General features: G+C 67.1%; 17 protein-coding genes and 1 rRNA gene. 4 read left to right on the plus strand and 14 right to left on the minus strand.

All coding sequences use genetic code 11. The features are described from left to right. Positions 1–169: 169 nt before the first annotated feature. The 4 genes from AC1MED_RS17420 to rpmB form a co-directional block, all read right to left on the minus strand. Positions 170–1,694, minus strand: a 16S ribosomal RNA gene (locus AC1MED_RS17420). Between the two features lie 718 nt (positions 1,695–2,412). Next, complete coding sequence (gene rpsN / locus AC1MED_RS17425; protein WP_043485315.1) at positions 2,413–2,718, minus strand: 30S ribosomal protein S14; 306 nt, start codon at positions 2,716–2,718, stop codon at positions 2,413–2,415. A 4-nt stretch (positions 2,719–2,722) separates the two neighbouring features. After that, positions 2,723–2,890: a 50S ribosomal protein L33 gene (rpmG, locus tag AC1MED_RS17430; protein WP_056737121.1), complete on the minus strand. Its 168-nt coding sequence runs from the start codon at positions 2,888–2,890 to the stop codon at positions 2,723–2,725. Next, a complete protein-coding gene (rpmB, locus tag AC1MED_RS17435) occupies positions 2,890–3,126 on the minus strand; it encodes a 50S ribosomal protein L28 (RefSeq protein WP_011693744.1) in 237 nt (78 codons plus the stop codon). Before rpmB ends, rpmG begins: the two co-directional genes overlap by 1 nt. 471 nt (positions 3,127–3,597) lie before the next feature. On the opposite strand from rpmB, the gene AC1MED_RS17440 reads away from it, so the two are divergent. Genes AC1MED_RS17440 through AC1MED_RS17450 form a run of 3 tightly spaced genes read left to right on the plus strand, consistent with a single transcriptional unit; the run spans position 3,598 to position 6,339 of the window. Then, positions 3,598–5,040, plus strand: coding sequence for a ferredoxin reductase family protein (locus AC1MED_RS17440; RefSeq protein WP_479784680.1), 1,443 nt, complete (start codon positions 3,598–3,600; stop codon positions 5,038–5,040). Beyond that, on the plus strand, positions 5,037–5,549 hold the full coding sequence (locus AC1MED_RS17445) for an FMN-binding protein (RefSeq protein ID WP_479784682.1): 513 nt from the start codon (positions 5,037–5,039) through the stop codon (positions 5,547–5,549). Before AC1MED_RS17440 ends, AC1MED_RS17445 begins: the two co-directional genes overlap by 4 nt. After that, positions 5,533–6,339 carry an FAD:protein FMN transferase gene (locus AC1MED_RS17450; RefSeq protein WP_479784684.1) on the plus strand — a complete coding sequence of 269 codons (807 nt, stop codon included), beginning with the start codon at positions 5,533–5,535 and terminating at the stop codon, positions 6,337–6,339. The genes AC1MED_RS17445 and AC1MED_RS17450 overlap by 17 nt, the downstream gene beginning before the upstream one ends. Positions 6,340–6,413: 74 nt before the next feature. Here the strand turns inward: AC1MED_RS17450 and AC1MED_RS17455 are convergent, their stop codons facing one another. From AC1MED_RS17455 to AC1MED_RS17470, 4 genes are read right to left on the minus strand one after another with little or no spacing between them, the layout of a single operon-like run. Beyond that, positions 6,414–7,835, minus strand: a complete 1,422-nt coding sequence (locus AC1MED_RS17455; protein ID WP_479784685.1) for a GH1 family beta-glucosidase — start codon at positions 7,833–7,835, stop codon at positions 6,414–6,416. A gap of 39 nt (positions 7,836–7,874) precedes the next feature. Further along, positions 7,875–8,636: an SGNH/GDSL hydrolase family protein gene (locus AC1MED_RS17460; protein WP_479784687.1), complete on the minus strand. Its 762-nt coding sequence runs from the start codon at positions 8,634–8,636 to the stop codon at positions 7,875–7,877. 57 nt (positions 8,637–8,693) lie between these two features. After that, complete coding sequence (glsA, locus tag AC1MED_RS17465) at positions 8,694–10,511, minus strand: glutaminase A (protein WP_479784688.1); 1,818 nt, start codon at positions 10,509–10,511, stop codon at positions 8,694–8,696. Positions 10,512–10,556: 45 nt separating this feature from the next. Further along, the gene (locus tag AC1MED_RS17470; protein WP_346958912.1) at positions 10,557–11,045 is read right to left on the minus strand and encodes a MarR family winged helix-turn-helix transcriptional regulator; all 489 of its coding nucleotides are present in this window, start codon (positions 11,043–11,045) and stop codon (positions 10,557–10,559) included. Between the two features lie 105 nt (positions 11,046–11,150). Between AC1MED_RS17470 and AC1MED_RS17475 the strand changes: the two genes are divergently transcribed. Next, a complete protein-coding gene (locus tag AC1MED_RS17475; protein WP_346958911.1) occupies positions 11,151–11,438 on the plus strand; it encodes a YciI family protein in 288 nt (95 codons plus the stop codon). Position 11,439: 1 nt separating this feature from the next. Here the strand turns inward: AC1MED_RS17475 and AC1MED_RS17480 are convergent, their stop codons facing one another. The 6 genes from AC1MED_RS17480 to AC1MED_RS17505 form a co-directional block, all read right to left on the minus strand. After that, entirely contained in the window at positions 11,440–12,264 is an 825-nt protein-coding gene (locus AC1MED_RS17480) for an SGNH/GDSL hydrolase family protein (RefSeq protein WP_479784690.1), read from the minus strand. Positions 12,265–12,357: 93 nt separating this feature from the next. Next, positions 12,358–13,362, minus strand: a complete 1,005-nt coding sequence (locus AC1MED_RS17485) for a siderophore-interacting protein (protein WP_479784692.1) — start codon at positions 13,360–13,362, stop codon at positions 12,358–12,360. Between the two features lie 70 nt (positions 13,363–13,432). Further along, positions 13,433–14,323, minus strand: a complete 891-nt coding sequence (locus AC1MED_RS17490) for an ABC transporter ATP-binding protein (protein ID WP_479784694.1) — start codon at positions 14,321–14,323, stop codon at positions 13,433–13,435. Next, positions 14,324–15,361: a FecCD family ABC transporter permease gene (locus AC1MED_RS17495; protein ID WP_479786720.1), complete on the minus strand. Its 1,038-nt coding sequence runs from the start codon at positions 15,359–15,361 to the stop codon at positions 14,324–14,326. Positions 15,362–15,450: 89 nt separating this feature from the next. Further along, positions 15,451–16,572, minus strand: a complete 1,122-nt coding sequence (locus AC1MED_RS17500) for a FecCD family ABC transporter permease (RefSeq protein WP_479784695.1) — start codon at positions 16,570–16,572, stop codon at positions 15,451–15,453. Positions 16,573–16,582: 10 nt separating this feature from the next. After that, the gene (locus AC1MED_RS17505) at positions 16,583–17,608 is read right to left on the minus strand and encodes an iron-siderophore ABC transporter substrate-binding protein (RefSeq protein ID WP_479784697.1); all 1,026 of its coding nucleotides are present in this window, start codon (positions 17,606–17,608) and stop codon (positions 16,583–16,585) included. Positions 17,609–18,186: the final 578 nt, after the last annotated feature.

The raw sequence follows: 18,186 nt of genomic DNA on the forward strand, positions 1-18,186 counted from the left end.
GAGAGCAGCACATCCGTACTGGGCAAGGACAAAACCATGCGGCCGCTATTTGCTGATATTCCACCCGTGAGCACCCGCCGCAGAACAATCGTCTGCGCAACGGGCGTACTCCTGACAACACCACCACACAGGCATAACGCCCGGCAGGGAAGTTGTAGGTGCTCCTTAGAAAGGAGGTGATCCAGCCGCACCTTCCGGTACGGCTACCTTGTTACGACTTAGTCCCAATCGCCAGTCCCACCTTCGACAGCTCCCTCCCACAAGGGGTTAGGCCACCGGCTTCGGGTGTTACCAACTTTCGTGACTTGACGGGCGGTGTGTACAAGGCCCGGGAACGTATTCACCGCAGCGTTGCTGATCTGCGATTACTAGCGACTCCGACTTCATGGGGTCGAGTTGCAGACCCCAATCCGAACTGAGACCGGCTTTTTGGGATTAGCTCCACCTCACAGTATCGCAACCCTTTGTACCGGCCATTGTAGCATGCGTGAAGCCCAAGACATAAGGGGCATGATGATTTGACGTCGTCCCCACCTTCCTCCGAGTTGACCCCGGCAGTCTCCCATGAGTCCCCGCCATTACGCGCTGGCAACATGGAACGAGGGTTGCGCTCGTTGCGGGACTTAACCCAACATCTCACGACACGAGCTGACGACAACCATGCACCACCTGTGAACCGGCCCCAAAGGGGAAGGACTGTTTCCAGCCCGGTCCGGTCCATGTCAAGCCTTGGTAAGGTTCTTCGCGTTGCATCGAATTAATCCGCATGCTCCGCCGCTTGTGCGGGCCCCCGTCAATTCCTTTGAGTTTTAGCCTTGCGGCCGTACTCCCCAGGCGGGGCACTTAATGCGTTAGCTACGGCGCGGAAAACGTGGAATGTCCCCCACACCTAGTGCCCAACGTTTACGGCATGGACTACCAGGGTATCTAATCCTGTTCGCTCCCCATGCTTTCGCTCCTCAGCGTCAGTTAATGCCCAGAGACCTGCCTTCGCCATCGGTGTTCCTCCTGATATCTGCGCATTTCACCGCTACACCAGGAATTCCAGTCTCCCCTACATCACTCTAGTCTGCCCGTACCCACCGCAGATCCGGAGTTGAGCCCCGGACTTTCACGGCAGACGCGACAAACCGCCTACGAGCTCTTTACGCCCAATAATTCCGGATAACGCTTGCGCCCTACGTATTACCGCGGCTGCTGGCACGTAGTTAGCCGGCGCTTCTTCTGCAGGTACCGTCACTTTCGCTTCTTCCCTACTGAAAGAGGTTTACAACCCGAAGGCCGTCATCCCTCACGCGGCGTCGCTGCATCAGGCTTGCGCCCATTGTGCAATATTCCCCACTGCTGCCTCCCGTAGGAGTCTGGGCCGTGTCTCAGTCCCAGTGTGGCCGGTCACCCTCTCAGGCCGGCTACCCGTCGTCGCCTTGGTGAGCCATTACCTCACCAACAAGCTGATAGGCCGCGAGTCCATCCAAAACCACAATAAAGCTTTCCACCCCCCACCATGCGATGAGGAGTCATATCCGGTATTAGACCCAGTTTCCCAGGCTTATCCCAGAGTTAAGGGCAGGTTACTCACGTGTTACTCACCCGTTCGCCACTAATCCCCCAGCAAGCTGGGATCATCGTTCGACTTGCATGTGTTAAGCACGCCGCCAGCGTTCATCCTGAGCCAGGATCAAACTCTCCGTTGAAGAAAAACAGACACAACCAACACCCCCGGGAAAACGGGACGTGAAAGCTGCACAAAATTTGAAACCAGCTGTAAAAACCAGACCACACCACGGGGTGGCGGATCCAGTCAATTCAACCAATTCAATACAATAAATTGGTATCAACAAACTTGGCACACTATTGAGTTCTCAAACAACAGACACACCCGGCACCACCCAAACCCAACGGTCCAGGATCGCTCCGGAGCAACTTTTCAAACTTACCCGAGTCCGTGACACTTTGCAAACCAGCGTTTCCGCGATTTCCAATCCCACGAACAGGGCCCCCACCCGTCATCAGCGCGCAAATATCCGCGCCATTTTCCAGGCTGTTTATCAGGGGGTCGGTCGCTATCTTTCCGCTTCAGCGGCGGCGACTCGAACTACTTTACACACGAACCCGACCCGGAACAAATCGACCCCCGCGGGCGCCTCCGGGCGTCATAACCCCCGGAAATCCGCGCCACAACGGGCCGCCGCGCGCGGAGGGCCCGGTCCCGCGTCGGAAGTGGCTCCTGTGGGCTCCGTCACTGCGGCAAGCCTGGGCGCCGGCACCCGGAGGTGGCGACACCCGCCCGTGGCGGCCGGCGCGCGCCGAGGGCCGACGGCCCGGGTACGCACCAGCGCTTAAACGCAAGAAGGGCCGGCAACCATAAGGTTGCCGGCCCTTCTTCAAGCCACTGGCTTCAGGAGTGCTGAATTACCAGGAAGACTTTGTGATGCCCGGGAGCTCACCGCGGTGAGCCATGTCGCGGAAGCGAACACGGGAGATACCGAACTTCTGGAACGTGCCGCGGGGGCGGCCGTCGATGATGTCGCGGTTACGCAGGCGAACCGGCGAGGCGTTGCGGGGCAGCTTCTGCAGGCCGAGGCGTGCGGCTTCGCGTGCTTCGTCGGTTGAGTTGGGGTCAACCAGAGCCTTCTTCAGTTCGAGGCGCTTTGCAGCGTAACGCTCGACGATGACTTTACGCTGTTCGTTCTTAGCGATCATTGACTTCTTAGCCATGTGTTTAGCGCTCCTCTCGGAATTCGACGTGCTGGCGGATTTTGGGATCGTACTTCCGCAGGACCATACGGTCCGGGTCGTTACGACGGTTCTTGCGCGTCACGTAGGTGTAACCCGTGCCCGCGGTCGACTTGAGCTTAATGATCGGACGTACGTCCTTGTCCTTTGCCACTAGAGCTTCACTCCTCGTGCCAGGATGGCGGCGACGACTACGTCAATGCCGCGTACGTCGATGGTCTTGATGCCACGTGCAGAGACCTGCAGGGTGACATTACGGCGCAGGGACGGAACCCAGTAGCGCTTCTTCTGGATGTTCGGGTCGAACCGGCGCTTGTTGCGGCGGTGCGAGTGCGAAATGCTGTGTCCAAAGCCCGGCTCGGCTCCGGTCACCTGGCAGTGTGCTGCCATGACGACTCTCCTCATGAATAAAATGAAACGGCTGGCGGAGTTCCACATAGCCGTGCGATTGGCGGCGTCCGCATCCAGCCCCACCTGCGTTCCGCAGGAATCCAACAGCCGGCTGAACCGGCTGCAGTCCTCACTGCGGCGAAGATTGTGGGTCACAGGCACCGGGCGGTGACAACCGAAGGGAATCACTGCGAAGTGCCGGGATACTGGGCGAATACAGGAGTGCACGCAACTTGAGCCCCTAACTACCGGCCGCCGGGAGTGTCTGATTCCTCAGCCATTTCCGCCAACCGGAGCAATTGCACACGCTCCGCGCCACCTAGCGCCTACCAAGTCTACGAGCTAGGCGAATTAAAGACCAATCCGGGCCTGCAGGGTGTATAAGCGGCGGCGGACCCTGCGCAGGCAAGTCACATCAGCGGCGTAGGCCTTTCACAGCAAAATGAAAGGCGGCGGGCAGATTCTGAAACCATGAACACACCAACCCAGACTGCCTTGCAGCCCACGGCCCGACGGGCGCCGACTGCTGGCAACCCCTTCAAGGGGCAGTACCGCAAACGGCTGTTCAAAGCAGACCTCGTCACGGTGATCGCATGGGCATCGGTTGCCGGGGCCGTGGCTTTGTGGCTTGCCGACGGGGGCGCCGCCGGATTCTCCAGCGTTGCCGGTGCGTTCACGGCCCTGGGGATCGTCGCCGGGCTCGCCGGAATGGACCTGGTGCTCCTCATGCTGCTCCTTGCCGCCCGTCTTCCGATCATCGACGGCGCCGTGGGCCACGACCGCGCCCTCGAATTCCACCGCAAACTCGGCAAGCCGTCGCTCTACCTCCTGCTGGCGCACGGCGTGCTGATCGCGGCCGGCTACGGCATGGCCGAGGGGCTCGATCCAATCAGCGAGTCGGTGGCCCTGTGGGTCATCGTTCCCGACATGTGGCTGGCGTTCGTCTCCCTTGCGTTGTTCCTCGCGGTGGTCGTCACTTCCCTGGTGGCCGTCCGCCGCCGGTTCCCCTATGAATTCTGGTACGCCGTCCACCTGCTGACCTATGCCGCCGTGCTGACCTCGCTACCACACCAGTTCAGCGTCGGAGGGCTCTTCGCCGAAGGCACCTGGCAGCGCTGGTACTGGCTGGCAGTATGCATCGCCACCGGCGCCGCACTCCTGCACTACCGCGTCCTTGAGCCGATCGTCGCCACGGTCCGGCACCAGCTGCGGGTCAGCCGCGTCGTGGCCGCGGGGCACGGCGTGGTCAGCATCGAAATGACGGGCCGGCACCTCGACGAACTGGGCGGCAGCGGCGGTCGGTTCTTCATCTGGCGCTTCCTCGCCCCGGGCCAGTGGTGGCACCCGCACCCGTTCAGCCTCTCGGCAGAGCCGCTGCAGTTCGACGCCGACGGCGGCGGCCGGCTGCGGATTACGGTCCGGAACCTCGGCAGGGGCTCGGAGAGCCTCGCCCGGCTGAAGCCCGGCACCCGGGTAGCTGTCGAAGGTCCGTACGGGCTCTTCAGTACCGCGGCCCGCAGCCGCAGGCACGTCGTGATGATTGGAGCCGGCATCGGCATCACCCCCATCCGCGCACTGCTCGAGAACACCCCCTTCGCCCCGGGTGACGCGACCGTGATTCTCCGCGGCCATAGCCAGTCCGGGCTGTATCTCGGCGAGGAAGTCCTTGAGCTCTGCCGGCGACGCGGCGCCACCCTTTTCCATCTGACCGGCCGCCGGCCCCGCGGCGTCCAGACCTGGCAGCCGGAAGCGGAGGCGCGCGCCGGCTACCGGTTGGCGAGCTACGCGCCCTACATCGCCGACGCCGACGTCTACGTCTGTGGGCCGGCCGGCTGGGCACAAAACGTCCTCGATGACGCACGCCGGGCCGGTGTGCGGGAAGAACAACTCCACTACGAAAGGTTCGACTGGTGAGAATTCGTGCAGTAGTTTCAGCAACCCTGGCCTCGGTCGGGATCCTCGTGGCCGGCTGGCAGTCCGGGACGCACGTGGCCGGCACGGCCAGCGCCGCCGGCACAACAAGCGGCTCCACCGGGGCCGGCTCCACCGGCCTCGGGTCCAGCGGTTCCGCCGGGAGTTCGGCTCAATCCTCCGGAACCACCGGTTCGTCCGGTTCGTCCGGGTCCACCGGCGCGGCGGCGAAGGCCGGTGGCAGCTATGCCGGCGACGTCGTGCAGACGCGCTTCGGCCCCGTCCAGGTGCAGATCACCGTCAGCGGCGGCACCATCTTCGATGTCACCGCCCTCCAACTCACGGACGACGGCGGACGGTCGGTGCAGATCAGCAATTACGCCGCACCCCTGCTGCGCGAGGAGGTCCTCCAGGCCCAATCAGCCAACGTTCAGACCATCAGCGGCGCCACCGTCACCAGTGACGCTTACCTGACCTCGCTCCAGGCAGCCCTCGATGCAGCCCACCTCTGAGCTGGACCGGCCGGACCTGCTGGCCAAGACCTTCCGGTCCATGGGGACCGTCGTCAGCCTCACCGTCCCGGCCGCGACCGGTTACCGGTCCCCGGCGGCGGAGGCCGCGCTGGCAGAGGCCGCTGGCGTCGTTGAACGACGCTTCCTGGAACTGGACGCCCGCTTCAGCCTCTACCGGATCGGGTCCGAGGCCAGCAGGCTGGCGCGCGGGGAGCTGTCGCTGCGCGGCGCCTCGCAGGAGTTCCGGGACCGGTACGCCGAAGCCGCCGAATGGCGTCTGCTCTCCGAGGGTGCGTTCACGCCGGAACGGCCGGACGGCGTGCCGGACCTGTCGGGGCTGGTGAAGGGGTTTGCGATCCAGGAAGCCGGAGCCGCACTGCACTCACTGGGGCTTCGTGACTGGTGCCTCAACGCCGGCGGCGATGTGCTGGTGGCCGGTTCGCCGATCGCGGGAAGCAGCGCCTCGTGGCAGGCCGGGATTGTCGATCCGCAGGACCGCCGGACCCTGATTGCGGCGTTCCCGCTGGGCGGCGGCAGCGGATTTGGTGCCTTGGCCACCTCCGGCTCCGCCGAACGCGGCGACCACATCTGGACCCGCGGGTCCGGGGCCAGCGAGTTCCGCCAGGTCACGGTTGTCGCCGCTGATATTGTCACCGCCGACGTGCTCGCAACGGCCGTCGTGGCGGGGGGCGTCCAGATGCTCAACCGCGCTACCAGCGGCTGGGACGTCGAAGTGCTCGCCATCCGGACTGACGGGGGAATGCTCGCGACGCCGGGGTTCCGCGCCTAGCAAGGCACGACGACGGGCCTCCCCCGGGGCCGCTGCACCAGCCCCCGCTGCGGATTCTGCGGCCGCTCCTGCCGCTACTGCCAGCCCTCTCCCACCGCGGGCACTGTGTTCGAGGCCGCGACACGGGAGTACCAGAGCCCGCTGGCCTTGGGAATCCGGCGCTGCGTTTCGTAGTCGACCCGGACCAGCCCGAAGCGCTGGTGGTAACCGAACGCCCATTCGAAGTTGTCCAGCAGGGACCAGGCGAAGTATCCGCGGACGTCCACGCCGTCTGCCAGCGACTCGTGCAGTGCCCGCAGGTGTGCATCGAAGAAGTCCAGCCGGGCCCGATCATCCACGAACCCCTCGGCGTCGGGAACGTCCTCGAAGGCGGCACCGTTTTCGGTGATGTAAATCGGGATCCCGGCCGGGCCGGTGTAGTCGCGCTGCAGCCGGTTCAGCAGCCGGCGCAGACCCTCGGGCTGGACCTCCCATCCCATCCCGGTGACAGGGAGGCCGCGCGGGACCTGCCGGACGCCGTCGGCCGCTACCAAGGGTGAGGCCGGACCTCCAGGCGGCCCGGCCGGTCCCTGCTCCGGATCCGTGGTGAAAGCGTCCCCGTGGTAGTAGTTGACGCCCAGCAGGTCGACGGGCTCGGAAATGATGTCCAGGTCCCCCGGCCGGACGACGTCGGCCATGCCGAGGTGGGCCACGTCGGCGAGCACGTCCGCCGGATACTCGCCGCGGAAGAGCGGGTCCAGGAAGAGCCGGTTGGACTGGCCGTCAACCCGGCGGGCCGCGTCTACGTCCCCTTCCCGGGCCGGGTCCGCCGGATCGGCCACCGTCAGGTTCAAGGTGATGCCCAAGGTCGCCTCAGGCTCTCGCCGGCGGAGTTCCCAGACGGCCAGGCCGTGGCCCAGCAGCAGGTGGTGGACCGCGGCGAGCGCCGCTGCCGGGTCCCGCCGTCCGGGGGCGTGGATCCCGGCGGCATAGCCCAGGAACGCGGAGACCCAGGGTTCGTTGAGTGTGGTCCAGATCCGAACCCGGTCGCCGAGCGCCTCCTGCATCACCGCGGCATAGTCCGCGAAACGCTCGGCAGTTTCCCGCGCCGCCCAGCCGCCCTTGTCCTCCAGGGCCTGCGGCAGGTCCCAGTGGTAGAGCGTGACCCAGGGGGTGATGCCTGCGGCGAGCAGCTGGTCGACCAGCCGCGAGTAAAAGGCGATTCCTTCCGCATTCGGCGTTACGCCGTCGGGCATGCAGCGGGCCCAGGAGATGGAGAAGCGGTAGGCCGCGAGGTTCAGGTCCTGCATCAGCCGGACATCCTGGGCAGAGCGGTGGTAGTGGTCGCAGGCGACGTCGCCGTTGTGGGCGTCCGCGACCGCCCCGGGCACGCGGCAAAAGACGTCCCAGATGGACTCCCCGCGGCCTCCCTCGCGGGCGGCCCCTTCGATCTGGTACGCCGCGGTGGCAGCTCCCCACAGGAAGCCGGCTGGGAAGGCGAGGGGGCTGCTGTTCATCCTGGTGCTGCTCCTTGCATCGGGCTAGCCGGCGTAGCGCTAGAGGCGGGTGAGCTGAGGATACCGCGGCGAGAGGCCGTCGCCGGAGGACTTGCCGGTGACCCGGCGCATCACCCAGGGCCCGGCGAACTCGCGGACCCAGCGGGCGTTCGCGCGGATCGCCTCGGAGCGGCTAAGTTCCGGAACCGGCGTCATCGGCGGGACGTCGATCGAGTGGTTGTGCTCCAGCACGGTCAGGACGCGCTTGGCCATGTTGGCGTGGCCGGCGGCGGACATGTGCATGCGGTCGGTGGCCCACATGCCCCAGTCGTAGTACTCGCTGAACCGCCAATAGTCCACCAGCAGTGCATCGTGGTCTCCGGCAATGCCGCGGACCAGCTCGTTGTAGATGGCGGTGCGGCCGCGCATGGTGCCGAAGACCTTGGATCCGCGGGCGTCGAAGCCGGTGAACATTACAACGGTAGCGCCGGTGGCCTTGAGTTTGCGGATGCCGGCGTCGTATTCCACCAGCAGGTCATCGATGTCGATCTTGGGACGGAGGATGTCATTGGCGCCGGCGTAGATGGTCACCAGGGTGGGTTTAAGCGCGACGGCGGCGTCCACCTGCTCGGCCATGATCTGGCGGAGCTTCCGTCCGCGGATGGCGAGGTTGGCGTAGCCGAATCCGGGGTCGGCTACGGCCAGCTGCTCGGCGACGCGGTCCGCCCAGCCCCGCACGCCGTTCGGGCGGGCCGGGTCGTCGTCGCCGACGCCCTCCGTGAAGGAGTCTCCAAGGGCAACGTAGCGGGCTGTGAAATCCATGGATTCAGTCTGCCAGAGCCCACTTGGGTGGGCCACGCCGGGGAATCGCGGCATCCGCTATTCGCGGATCCGTACCGCCGTTTCGCGCAGGTACTGCTCCACCCGGGTGTAGGCGTCCCGGGTCAGGGCTTTCCACAGGGCAATGGCCAGGCGAGGGTCGGCGGCTTCCAGCTCAGCGATCGCCTCCACACTGAGCACCATGACCTCCACCGGCCCCACTGCCCGGACAGTGGTTTCCTGCCGGTTGCCGCTGCCCAGCGCCAGTTCGCCAAAGGTCATCCCGGCACTGAGGGTGTTCAGCTTGACCCGGTCCGCGGTGGGCCCGGGGGACGTGCTGCTGACCTTTCCGGAGGTGATGAAGTAGACCCCGCCGAACCGCAGACCGACGCGCCGGATGACGTCGCCGTCGACATAGGATTTCGGCGTCATCAGCGCTTCCAGCGCCGCCGCCTCCGCTTCCTCCAGTGGCGCCAGCGCGGGCGAGGCGGTGACGGGAACGTGGTCCGGGAGCAGCAGATGGTCCCCGTGGCGCTCCAGCAGGCGGTTTTCGCAGTATTCGACGGCGGCGCTCCGTGTCGTGAAGGACGGAACAGGGCGCTCGCTTGACGCTGCCAGGGCTTCGGTGACCGACCCGTCCGCCTCAACCAGCACCAGGTCGCGCCCGGCGTCGGCCATCCCCTCCCTGATTCTGGCCAGCGTACGCACCGCGACCTCGCTGACTTGGTCCGTGCGGCGCATGTCCAGGACCACCAGCTCGACGTCGTCCGCCAGGCCGCTGAGCTCACGCACCATGGATTCCGTCCCGGCGAAGAGGAGGTCGCCGTTGAGTTCGATCACCCGAGCCCGGTGGCCGTGGGCACGCAGGACATCGGCGGCCTCGTTGTTGCGGCGGATGCCCGAGGGTGTTTCGGTAACGTCGTAGGCGGCGAGGATGGCGGACCGGCCCGCCCGGGCCGCCCGGACGAAGTGGAGTTCCATGTCGCGGGAGAGCCGCTGCGCGGTGGCCAGCCCGCGGACGCTGCTGCCGTGCTCATCCAGCGGCGGCGAGTAAACCGCCAGGCCCACCTGGCCGGGCAGCACGGCGATAATGCCGCCGGCTACCCCGCTCTTGCCCGGCATCCCCACGCTGCTGATCCAGGCGCCGGCGTCGTCGTACATGCCGGAGGTCATCATGACGGACAGCACCCGCTCCACCGGCCCGATCTCAAGCACCTGTTTGCCGCTGAGCGGGTTACGGCCGCCGTTGGCCAGCGTGGCCGCCATGATCGAGAGGTCGAAGCAGTTCACCAGGACCGAGCACTGCCGGAAGTAGTCCTGCAGAACCGGTGTCGGGTCATCTTCGATGATGTTGAAGGAGCGCAACAGGTAGGCGAGGGCTGTGTTGCGGTGGCCGTGTTTGAGCTCGGACTCGTAGACCTGCTCGTCGACCGAGAGCTGACGGCCGGCGAACGCGGAGTACGTGCTGAGGATCCGTTTGAACCCGGACTGCCCGCCGGATCCCCTGATCAAGGAGGTGGCGGTGAGGGCCCCGGCGTTGATCATCGCGTTGGCCGGCCGGCCCGTCCCTTCGGCGAGGGAGATCTCGTTGAAGGAATCACCTGACGGTTCCACGTCGACCTTGGCGTCCACGGCCTCGGCGCCAAGGTCCTCGAGTGCCAGGCCGTAGGTGAAGGGCTTGGAGATGGACTGGATGGTGAATTCCTCGCGGGTGTCACCGATTTCGTACACCTTGCCGTCAACGGTCGCGAGGGCGATGCCGAAATTGTCCGGGTCCACGTTGGCCATGGCCGGAATGGTGCTGTACGGCTTGCCGTCCTTGAGCAGCGCGATCTCGGCGTGGATCTGGCGCAGATAGCTGTCGATCGGCGATTCCATAATGCCAAGACTAGGGGACACCGGGCCGCTGGCCCCACGTGGGTCTCAGGCCCGTTTGTTCTCCCGCAGGATCCAGTGGCCGGCGTCGAGCCGGGACACGATCTTTTCGCCAATGCGGGCCAGGTCGGCGACGTCGTCCGGATCGAGGGCGTCGAGGAACAGCGAGCGGACCGCCTCGACATGCGCCGGGGCGAGCCCCACGATGGTGGCCATGCCGGCGTCGGTGAGGTGCGCCGTCGTGACCCGGGCGTCGCCGGGGTGCGGCCGGCGTTCCAGCCATCCACGGTTTTGGAGTTTGGTGACCACGTGCGAGAGCCGGGACAGCGAGGCGCTGGTGCGCGCCGCGAGTTCGCTCATGGGCAGGTACCTGCCCTCAGCTTCGGAGAGCATGGCCAGGACGTTGTAGTCGAACAGCGAGAGTTTCCCGGCCGCATGCAGTTGCGTGTCCAGGGCGGCGGGCAGCAGCGTGTTGATGCTCAGCTGGGCCAGCCAGGCCCGGCGTTCGTCGGCATTGAGCCAGCGCGGTTCGGTCATGACTCCATTCTAGGAGCCTCGATGCTTGACGATTCAACTTCGGGCCGGTTTTAGTACCGGCCTTCGGGCCGGTTTCCGGGGCGCTCCGGGCGGTAGGCTGGCGCTATGTACGTAGTCTCCCTGACCTACAAGGTGCCCGACGAGATCGTCGACTTCCACCTCCCGGCACACGTCGCCTGGCTGCAGGATGCCTTCGACCGCGGCGTCTTCATGGTGGCCGGCCGCAAGATCCCCCGCACCGGCGGCCTCCTGCTCTCCAACGCGGACCGCGCCGACTTGGACGCCGCACTGGCCAAGGACCCCTTCTACGTCAACGGCGTCGCGGACTTCGACGTGGAGGAGTTCCACGCCAGCCGCGTCGCCCCCGGATACGAGAACCTGCTGGACAGCTAGCTCAACCCGGCAACAGCTTTTTCAGCCCGCCCTTCCGGGGCACTTTCACCGGTTCGGGCCAGCGCGGGCCGAGCTCATCCCCCAGCGTGACGCCGCGCAGCTTGCGGCCAAAGAGGGGAAGCACCCAGTCGTTCACCCAGCGGCGCTGCCGCCGTTCCCGGTCCCGAAGACCCAGCCTGGCCGGCGGCTCCCATTCCTTGGGGCTGATGTTGTGCGGCACGCCGAGCTGGTCCAGGACCTGGGCGGCAAGGTACTTGTGGCCGGCCTTGGACATATGGAGCCGGTCCGTATCCCACATCCGGGGGTCGTGGAAGGCGTCAAAGCACCAGTAGTCCACCAGCACCGCGCCGTACCAGGCGGCCAGTTCCCGGACCCGCCGGTTGTAGAGGGTGTTGCGCCTTTTCAGCGGCTCCAGCAGCACCGAGACCTTGACGTCGAACCCGGTGAACAGCACCACCGTGGCGCCGCTGGCCGCCAGCCTGGCCACCAGGTATTCGTAGTCATCCATGAGGTCTTCGATGTCCGTGCCGAAGTCCAGGATGTCGTTGCCGCCGGCGTACAGGGTCACCAGGGTCGGTCTCATGGCCAGCGCCGGTTCCAGCTGCTCGGCAATGATGTGGCGCAGCCGCTTGCTCCTGATGGCGAGGTTGGCGTACTCCCAGCCCGGCTGTGCCTTCGCCAGCTTCTCCGCCACCCGGTCCGCCCAGCCGCGCACCCCGTTGGGCAGCCGCTTGCTGCGGTCCCCCACGCCCTCGGTGAACGAATCCCCCAGGGCAACGTAAACCCGCCGCTCGTCCGGGCCCGGAAGCAAAGGTAATGACGCCACCCCAGCACGCTAGCCGCTGCACAAAACCGGCAGGCAACGGCCGGATTAACCCAAGGTGTTCGGCTCGGCGGCCCGCAGCCGCCCGGCGCAGGCTTAGTGCTCAGCCTTCCCCTGCCGCCAGTACCCCATAAAGGCCACCTGCTTCCGGTCGATCCCCACGTCCCGCACCAGGTAGCGGCGCAGCTCCTTGACGGTGCCCGCTTCGCCGGCGATCCAGGCGTAAAAAGGCCCGGAGCCGGCGGGCTTGTCGGGGTTCCGGCCGGCTCCGGCCGCGCGGGAATCCAGCCGGGCCGGGGTTTCCCACAAAATGTCCCGGTCCACGTTGACGTCCTCGGGTTCCGGGCCGCCGGCAGGGCGCGGGACGGTGGCCGCCACCCAGCCGGGCTCCGGCACGGCCGCCCGGACCGCGGCCCGGAGCAGTTCACCGTGCGTGCGGGGTCCGTTGGCCGACCCGCGGGCCAGCCAAGTGACGCCTACGTCGGCCGCCGAGCTGAGGTCCTGGAAGTCCGCGGCCGACGGAACCTCGAGGATGGCGTGGCCGGTCAGATACGCCGGGAGGCTTTCGAGGATGGCAGCAACGGCCGGAACCGCTGTTTCGTCCCCGGCCAGCAGCACGCGCTGGGCCAGGCCCGGCCGCCATTCAATACCGGCGTAGCTTTCCGCCGTGACGCAGTGGGCGGCCCGGTTATTGGGTCCGATGAGGGTCAGTGTGTCGCCCGGCCTGGCGTTCAGGGCCCAGTTAGCGGCAGGACCGCCGTGTCCGGAAGCGTCCAGGTGCAGCACGAAGTCGACGTCGATCTCCGGGTAGACGGCGTCCAGGCGCGCCTGCCGCACGGTGTAGGTACGCATGGAGCCGCGGACGGCGGGGTCCAGGGCCAGCCATTCGGCATACCATCCGGCGCGTTCGGTCCTGAGCTCGGGCAGCGGGACGTGGGTGCCGTCGGGGGTCCGGGACGGGATCATCAGCTTGATCCGCAGGTCCAGCGTGCTGCCGTTCACCCCGAAGTGCCGAAGTGAGTAGCCGCCGAAGGTGATCCGCCGGAAATTGGGGCTGAGCTGTTCAACGGCCGTGACCCGGACCTCAAAAGCCTGGGTCATGGGTTCTGCAGCAGGCGGCGCGGGCGCTGCCGCGGTTGTCAGGGGCGGGGGAAGCGTTGCGGTCATGGGATCAGCTCCAGCTGGGGTCGGTGTTTTCGGCGGACAGTGCCCTGGCGGACGGTGCTTTGGCGGACAGCGCTTTCGTGGACGGTGCTGTGGCCGCACCGTGATGGCGGCCGAGCGGCACGATCAGAGGAGTGCCGGAGACGGGGTCGGTGATCACCCGGGATTCCAGGCCGAACGCCTCGCTTACCAGCGCCTCGGTGATCACCGTCCGTGCATCCCCTTTGGCCACGATCCGTCCGTCCTTCATGGCGACGACGTGGTCCGCGTAGCGCGCTGCGAGGTTAAGGTCGTGCAGCACGACCGCCACGGTGGTGCCCTGCCCGCGGTTCAGGTCCGTCAGCAGGTCCAGGACTTCAACCTGGTGCGCGAGGTCCAGGTAGGTGGTGGGTTCATCGAGCAGCAACACCTCCGTCTCCTGGGCCAGGGCCATCGCGATCCACACGCGCTGGCGCTGCCCGCCGGAGAGTTGATCCACCGTCCGGTCCGCAAGTTCCAACGTGTCAGTGGCGTTCATGGCGTGCTGCACCGCCCGCTCGTCCTGCGCGGACCCTGCGCCCGCCCAGCCGCGGAATGGGCCCTGGTGCGGGTAGCGGCCGCGGCCCACCAGATCCCGGACGGTGATGCCATCGGGCGCCGTCGGGTGCTGCGGAAGCAGGCCCAGGGTGCGGGCAACCTCCCGGGCCGGCCGCGCGTGGATATCCCTGCCGTCGAGGACCACTGTCCCGGCCGCGGGCTTCAGCAGCCGGGACAGGGCACGGAGCAGCGTGGACTTCCCGCAGGCGTTGGCCCCGACGATCATGGTCAACTTGCCCTCGGGGATGCCGGTGGACAGCCCCTCGATGACGGTCCGCTGGTCGTATTTGAGGCTCAGGCCGGAGGCTTGCAGGGTAGCCATTCAGGCATCCTTTCGGTTGGCCGTGACCAGGAGCCACAGCAGGAACGGTGCCCCCAGGGCGCCGGTGACGACGCCGACGGGTAGGACGGTGCCGCCCAGCAGGAGCGGGGCCAGGTTCGCCGCCAGGAAGTCCGCGGCCAGGACGATCAGCACTCCGGCCAGGGCGGAGGCCGGCAGGCTCGCCTTGCGGACGAAGCGGCGGGAAACCGGGCCGGCCAGGAAGGCGACGAAGGCGACCGGCCCGGCCGCCGCCGTCGCCACGGCAGAGAGGGCCACGGCGGTAACGACGACGGCGAGCCGGGTGGCGCCGACGCGGACACCCAGGCCCGAGGCGGTGTCGTCGCCGAGTTCGAGGATGCGCAGCGGGCCGGCGATGGCGGCGACGGCCGGCACCAGCACGAGCAGTGCCACGCTGAGGACTCCCGCCCGCTCCCAGTTGGCGGCGTTGAGCGAGCCGTTGAGCCAGACGAGGACGTCGGCGGCCGTGCGGATGTCCGCCCGGGTCATCAGGAAGCTGACCACGGCCTGCAGGGCGGCGGCGATTCCCACGCCGGCCAGGATCAGCCGGTTCCCGGCCGCGCCCTTGCCGGCCGGGGAAGCGGAGGACCTGCGGCCGGAAATGGCATAGATGAGGGCCGCGACGCCGAGCGCTCCGGCGAGGGCCGCGCCCGACACGGCGGCCCCGGCGGCCCCGAACACCACGATCGCGGTCACGGCCGCGGCGCTGGCGCCGTAGCTGATGCCGATCACGTCCGGGCTGGCCAACGGGTTGCGCAGCATCGTCTGGAACAGGGCGCCGGACAGGCCGAACGCTGCGCCGACCAACCCGCCGACGACAGCCCGCGGCAGCTTGTGTTCCATCACGATGAAGCTCGCACCGGGGATCTTTGGGCCGCCGGTGAGGTGGGCGGCCAGGATGGTGAAGAAGTCCGGAATGGTGACGGTGTAACTGCCCAGCAGGATGCCTGCCGCGAACACGGCCGCCGCCGCGAGGGCCAGGGCCGCAGTCCGGACGGGCAGCCTCCCGCGAGTTGGCAGATGGCGCCAGTGTTTGCGCGGAACATTGCCGCGAGGTGCCACTTCGGCGGGGAAGACCCGGGCCGGGGGTACTGTCTTGGGCCCGGTGCTCACAGTCCGGCCCCGCTGCTCCGGCAGACCAGCCAGACGAAGACGGGCGCCCCCACCAGCGCGGTCATGATCCCGGCAGGAACCTCGCCGGGAGGCAGCATGACCCGGCCGGCGACGTCGGCTGCGAGCAGCAGCGCCGGCGCCAGCACCATCGAGAACGGCAGGATCCAGCGGTAGTCGGGGCCGGCCAGGAAGCGGACGGCGTGCGGAACCACCAGACCCACAAAGCCGATGGGTCCCGCCAGCGCCGTGGCCGAACCACAGAGCAGGACGACGCCGAGGGCCGTGACGCCCCGGGTCAGGCCAACCCGCTGGCCGAGGCCGCGGGCGAGGTCATCACCCAGCGCCAGCCCATTGAGGTTCCGGCCGGTCCCGAGCACAATGGCGGCACCCAGCAGCAGGAACGGCATCCCGGCCTGGAGCGCGGACCAGTCACGGCCAGCGATCCCGCCGACCTGCCAAAACCGGAAGCGGTCCAGGGTGTCTTGGCTAGAGACGAGGATGACGTTCATGAGCGAATACAGCCCCGCGCTCAGGGCAGCCCCCGCCAGCGCCAGCTTCACCGGCGTCGCACCCTCCCTGCCCAGCGACGCGATCAGGTACACCAGCGCGGCGGCTGCAGCGGCCCCGGCAAAGGCACACCAGATGTACCCGGACAACGAGGAGATCCCGAACACGTAGATTCCGGTAACGACTGCCAGCGCCGCCCCGGCATTGACGCCGATGATGCCGGGATCGGCCAGCGGGTTGCGGGCCACACCCTGCATTGCCGCCCCGGCCAGGCCCAGCGCGCCGCCAGCCAGCAGGCCAAGGACGGTGCGCGGGATGCGGGCGTGGACCACGGCGTGGTCGCCGTCGGCCGGATTGAAAGCGGTGAGCGCCTGCCACACGGTCCCCAGGCCGAGGCCCCGGGCTCCGATGGCGAGGGACGCGGCGGTCACCAGCGCCAGCACGCCGGCGGCTGCCAGCAGCCAGGCGGTCCGGCGGACCGCAGCTGCAGCTAAACCGGACGCCGTTGCCGCCCTATCCGGAGCAGCGCAGGGGTCCGCTGCAGCGCGGGGGTCCGGTGCGCCGGGGCTGCCTGGCGTGGCCGGCCGCACCGTCGTCGTCAGCGGGCTCATGGAACGGCGCCTACTTCACCGCGGCGGCGGCTTTGTCCGCCGCGCCCGCCAGCTGCGGAAGGAACCTGTCCAGCGCCCAGGGCAGGCTCAGCGGCGAGGACGCGGAGATGGACAGCGTGAGCGTGTTGTCGGAATCGGCCACCAGCGCGCCGCCCTGGACGGCCGGAATCTGGCCAAGCAGGGGGTCGTTCTTGATGGAATCGGCGGTTTTCGCATCGGGTACCCACGTCACAAAGATGTCGGAGCTGAGTTCGTTCGCCTTCTCCGCCGACCACGGGATGAAGAATTCCTCGGAGTTCCTGGAGTTCTCCTCCACCACGGGGGCCAGCTTCATGCCGATCTCACTAAGGAAACGGGGGCGGTTGTCATTGGCGGTGTAGACGTTGATGCCGTCGCTCTTGGCCGGCTCGAGGTTGCCGTAAATGAAGGTTTTGCCCGCCAGCTGGGGGTACTGGGCGACCTTGTCCTTGATGGTCTTCTCCGTGTCGGCGATGAGTTTGCCGGCCTCTGCCGCCTTGCCCAGGGCCTTGCCGATGACGGTCGTGGACTCCTGCCAGGACGTGCCATAGGCGACCTCCGGCTGGGCCACCACGGGGGCGATTTCGCTGAGCTTCTTGTAGTCCTCCGCTGTCAGGCCGGAGTAGGCGCCGAGGATGACGTCCGGGTTGAGCTTGGCAATCTCGGTGAAGTTGATGCCGTCGGCCTCGGAGTACTGGACCGGGGCTTTGGCCGAGCCGAACGCGGCGCCTGACTTGGCCAGGGCGGCGTCCTTCCAGGGGGTGGACCCCTGCGCGTTGCCGCCCCATTCATTCTTCGGGACACCCACCGGGACCACACCGAGGGCCAGGGCGACGTCGTCGTTGACCCAGGAAACCGTGACGACGCGTTGCGGCTGTTCCTTGATGGTGGTCTCGCCAAAGACGTTTTTGATGGTCACCGGAAACGCGGAGCCGGGAGCCGGGGCGGGAGCGTCCGCCGCCGTCGAGGCTACCGGCCCTGTTGAACAGGCGCCAAGGCCCAGTCCGACGGCGGCCATTACAGCCGCTGCTCGCAGGGCATGCCGGCTGCGGGGGCGGCGACCTTTGGAACGACCAGCGGTAGGGCCGGCGGTAGGGCCGGCGGAACGGCCGGCGGGAGGGGGGAAGACGGCGGAAGCCACGGAACTCCTTAGGTAAGTGAAGCAGACCTAAGTAAGGCTAGCCTACCCTTCTTCCGATTACGCAAGGTTTGAGTAACGTAATTATCTCGGTTCGTGGCGGTCAGGAGCCCAAGCGTGAAACTGGACAGGACTACACGGCTTTGCAAGGATGGGCCCGGCCGGAGGTTCGGAACCGGCCCGGAAGACAATGCACCTTTGATGGCACGGATTGATGGGGAGTGAGCATGGGCATCACGATGATGACTGTTGCCGCGGTTAGCGGGGTGGCCGCTCTGGCCTGCTACGCGCCCGCACAGTCGCCAGCCCTTCCCGCAGGATCCACTCCCGCCGCGGACTGAGTCCACGGAACGCCCGGTTCAGACCGGAGTCGCGCAGGCTGGCACTCCCCTGCCCACAACCGCCTTGGCGCTATCTGGCCGCCCGGCGGGAACCATTCGATTCCGAAAGACTCCGAC

The organism is Arthrobacter sp. BI5 (genome assembly GCF_056680065.1).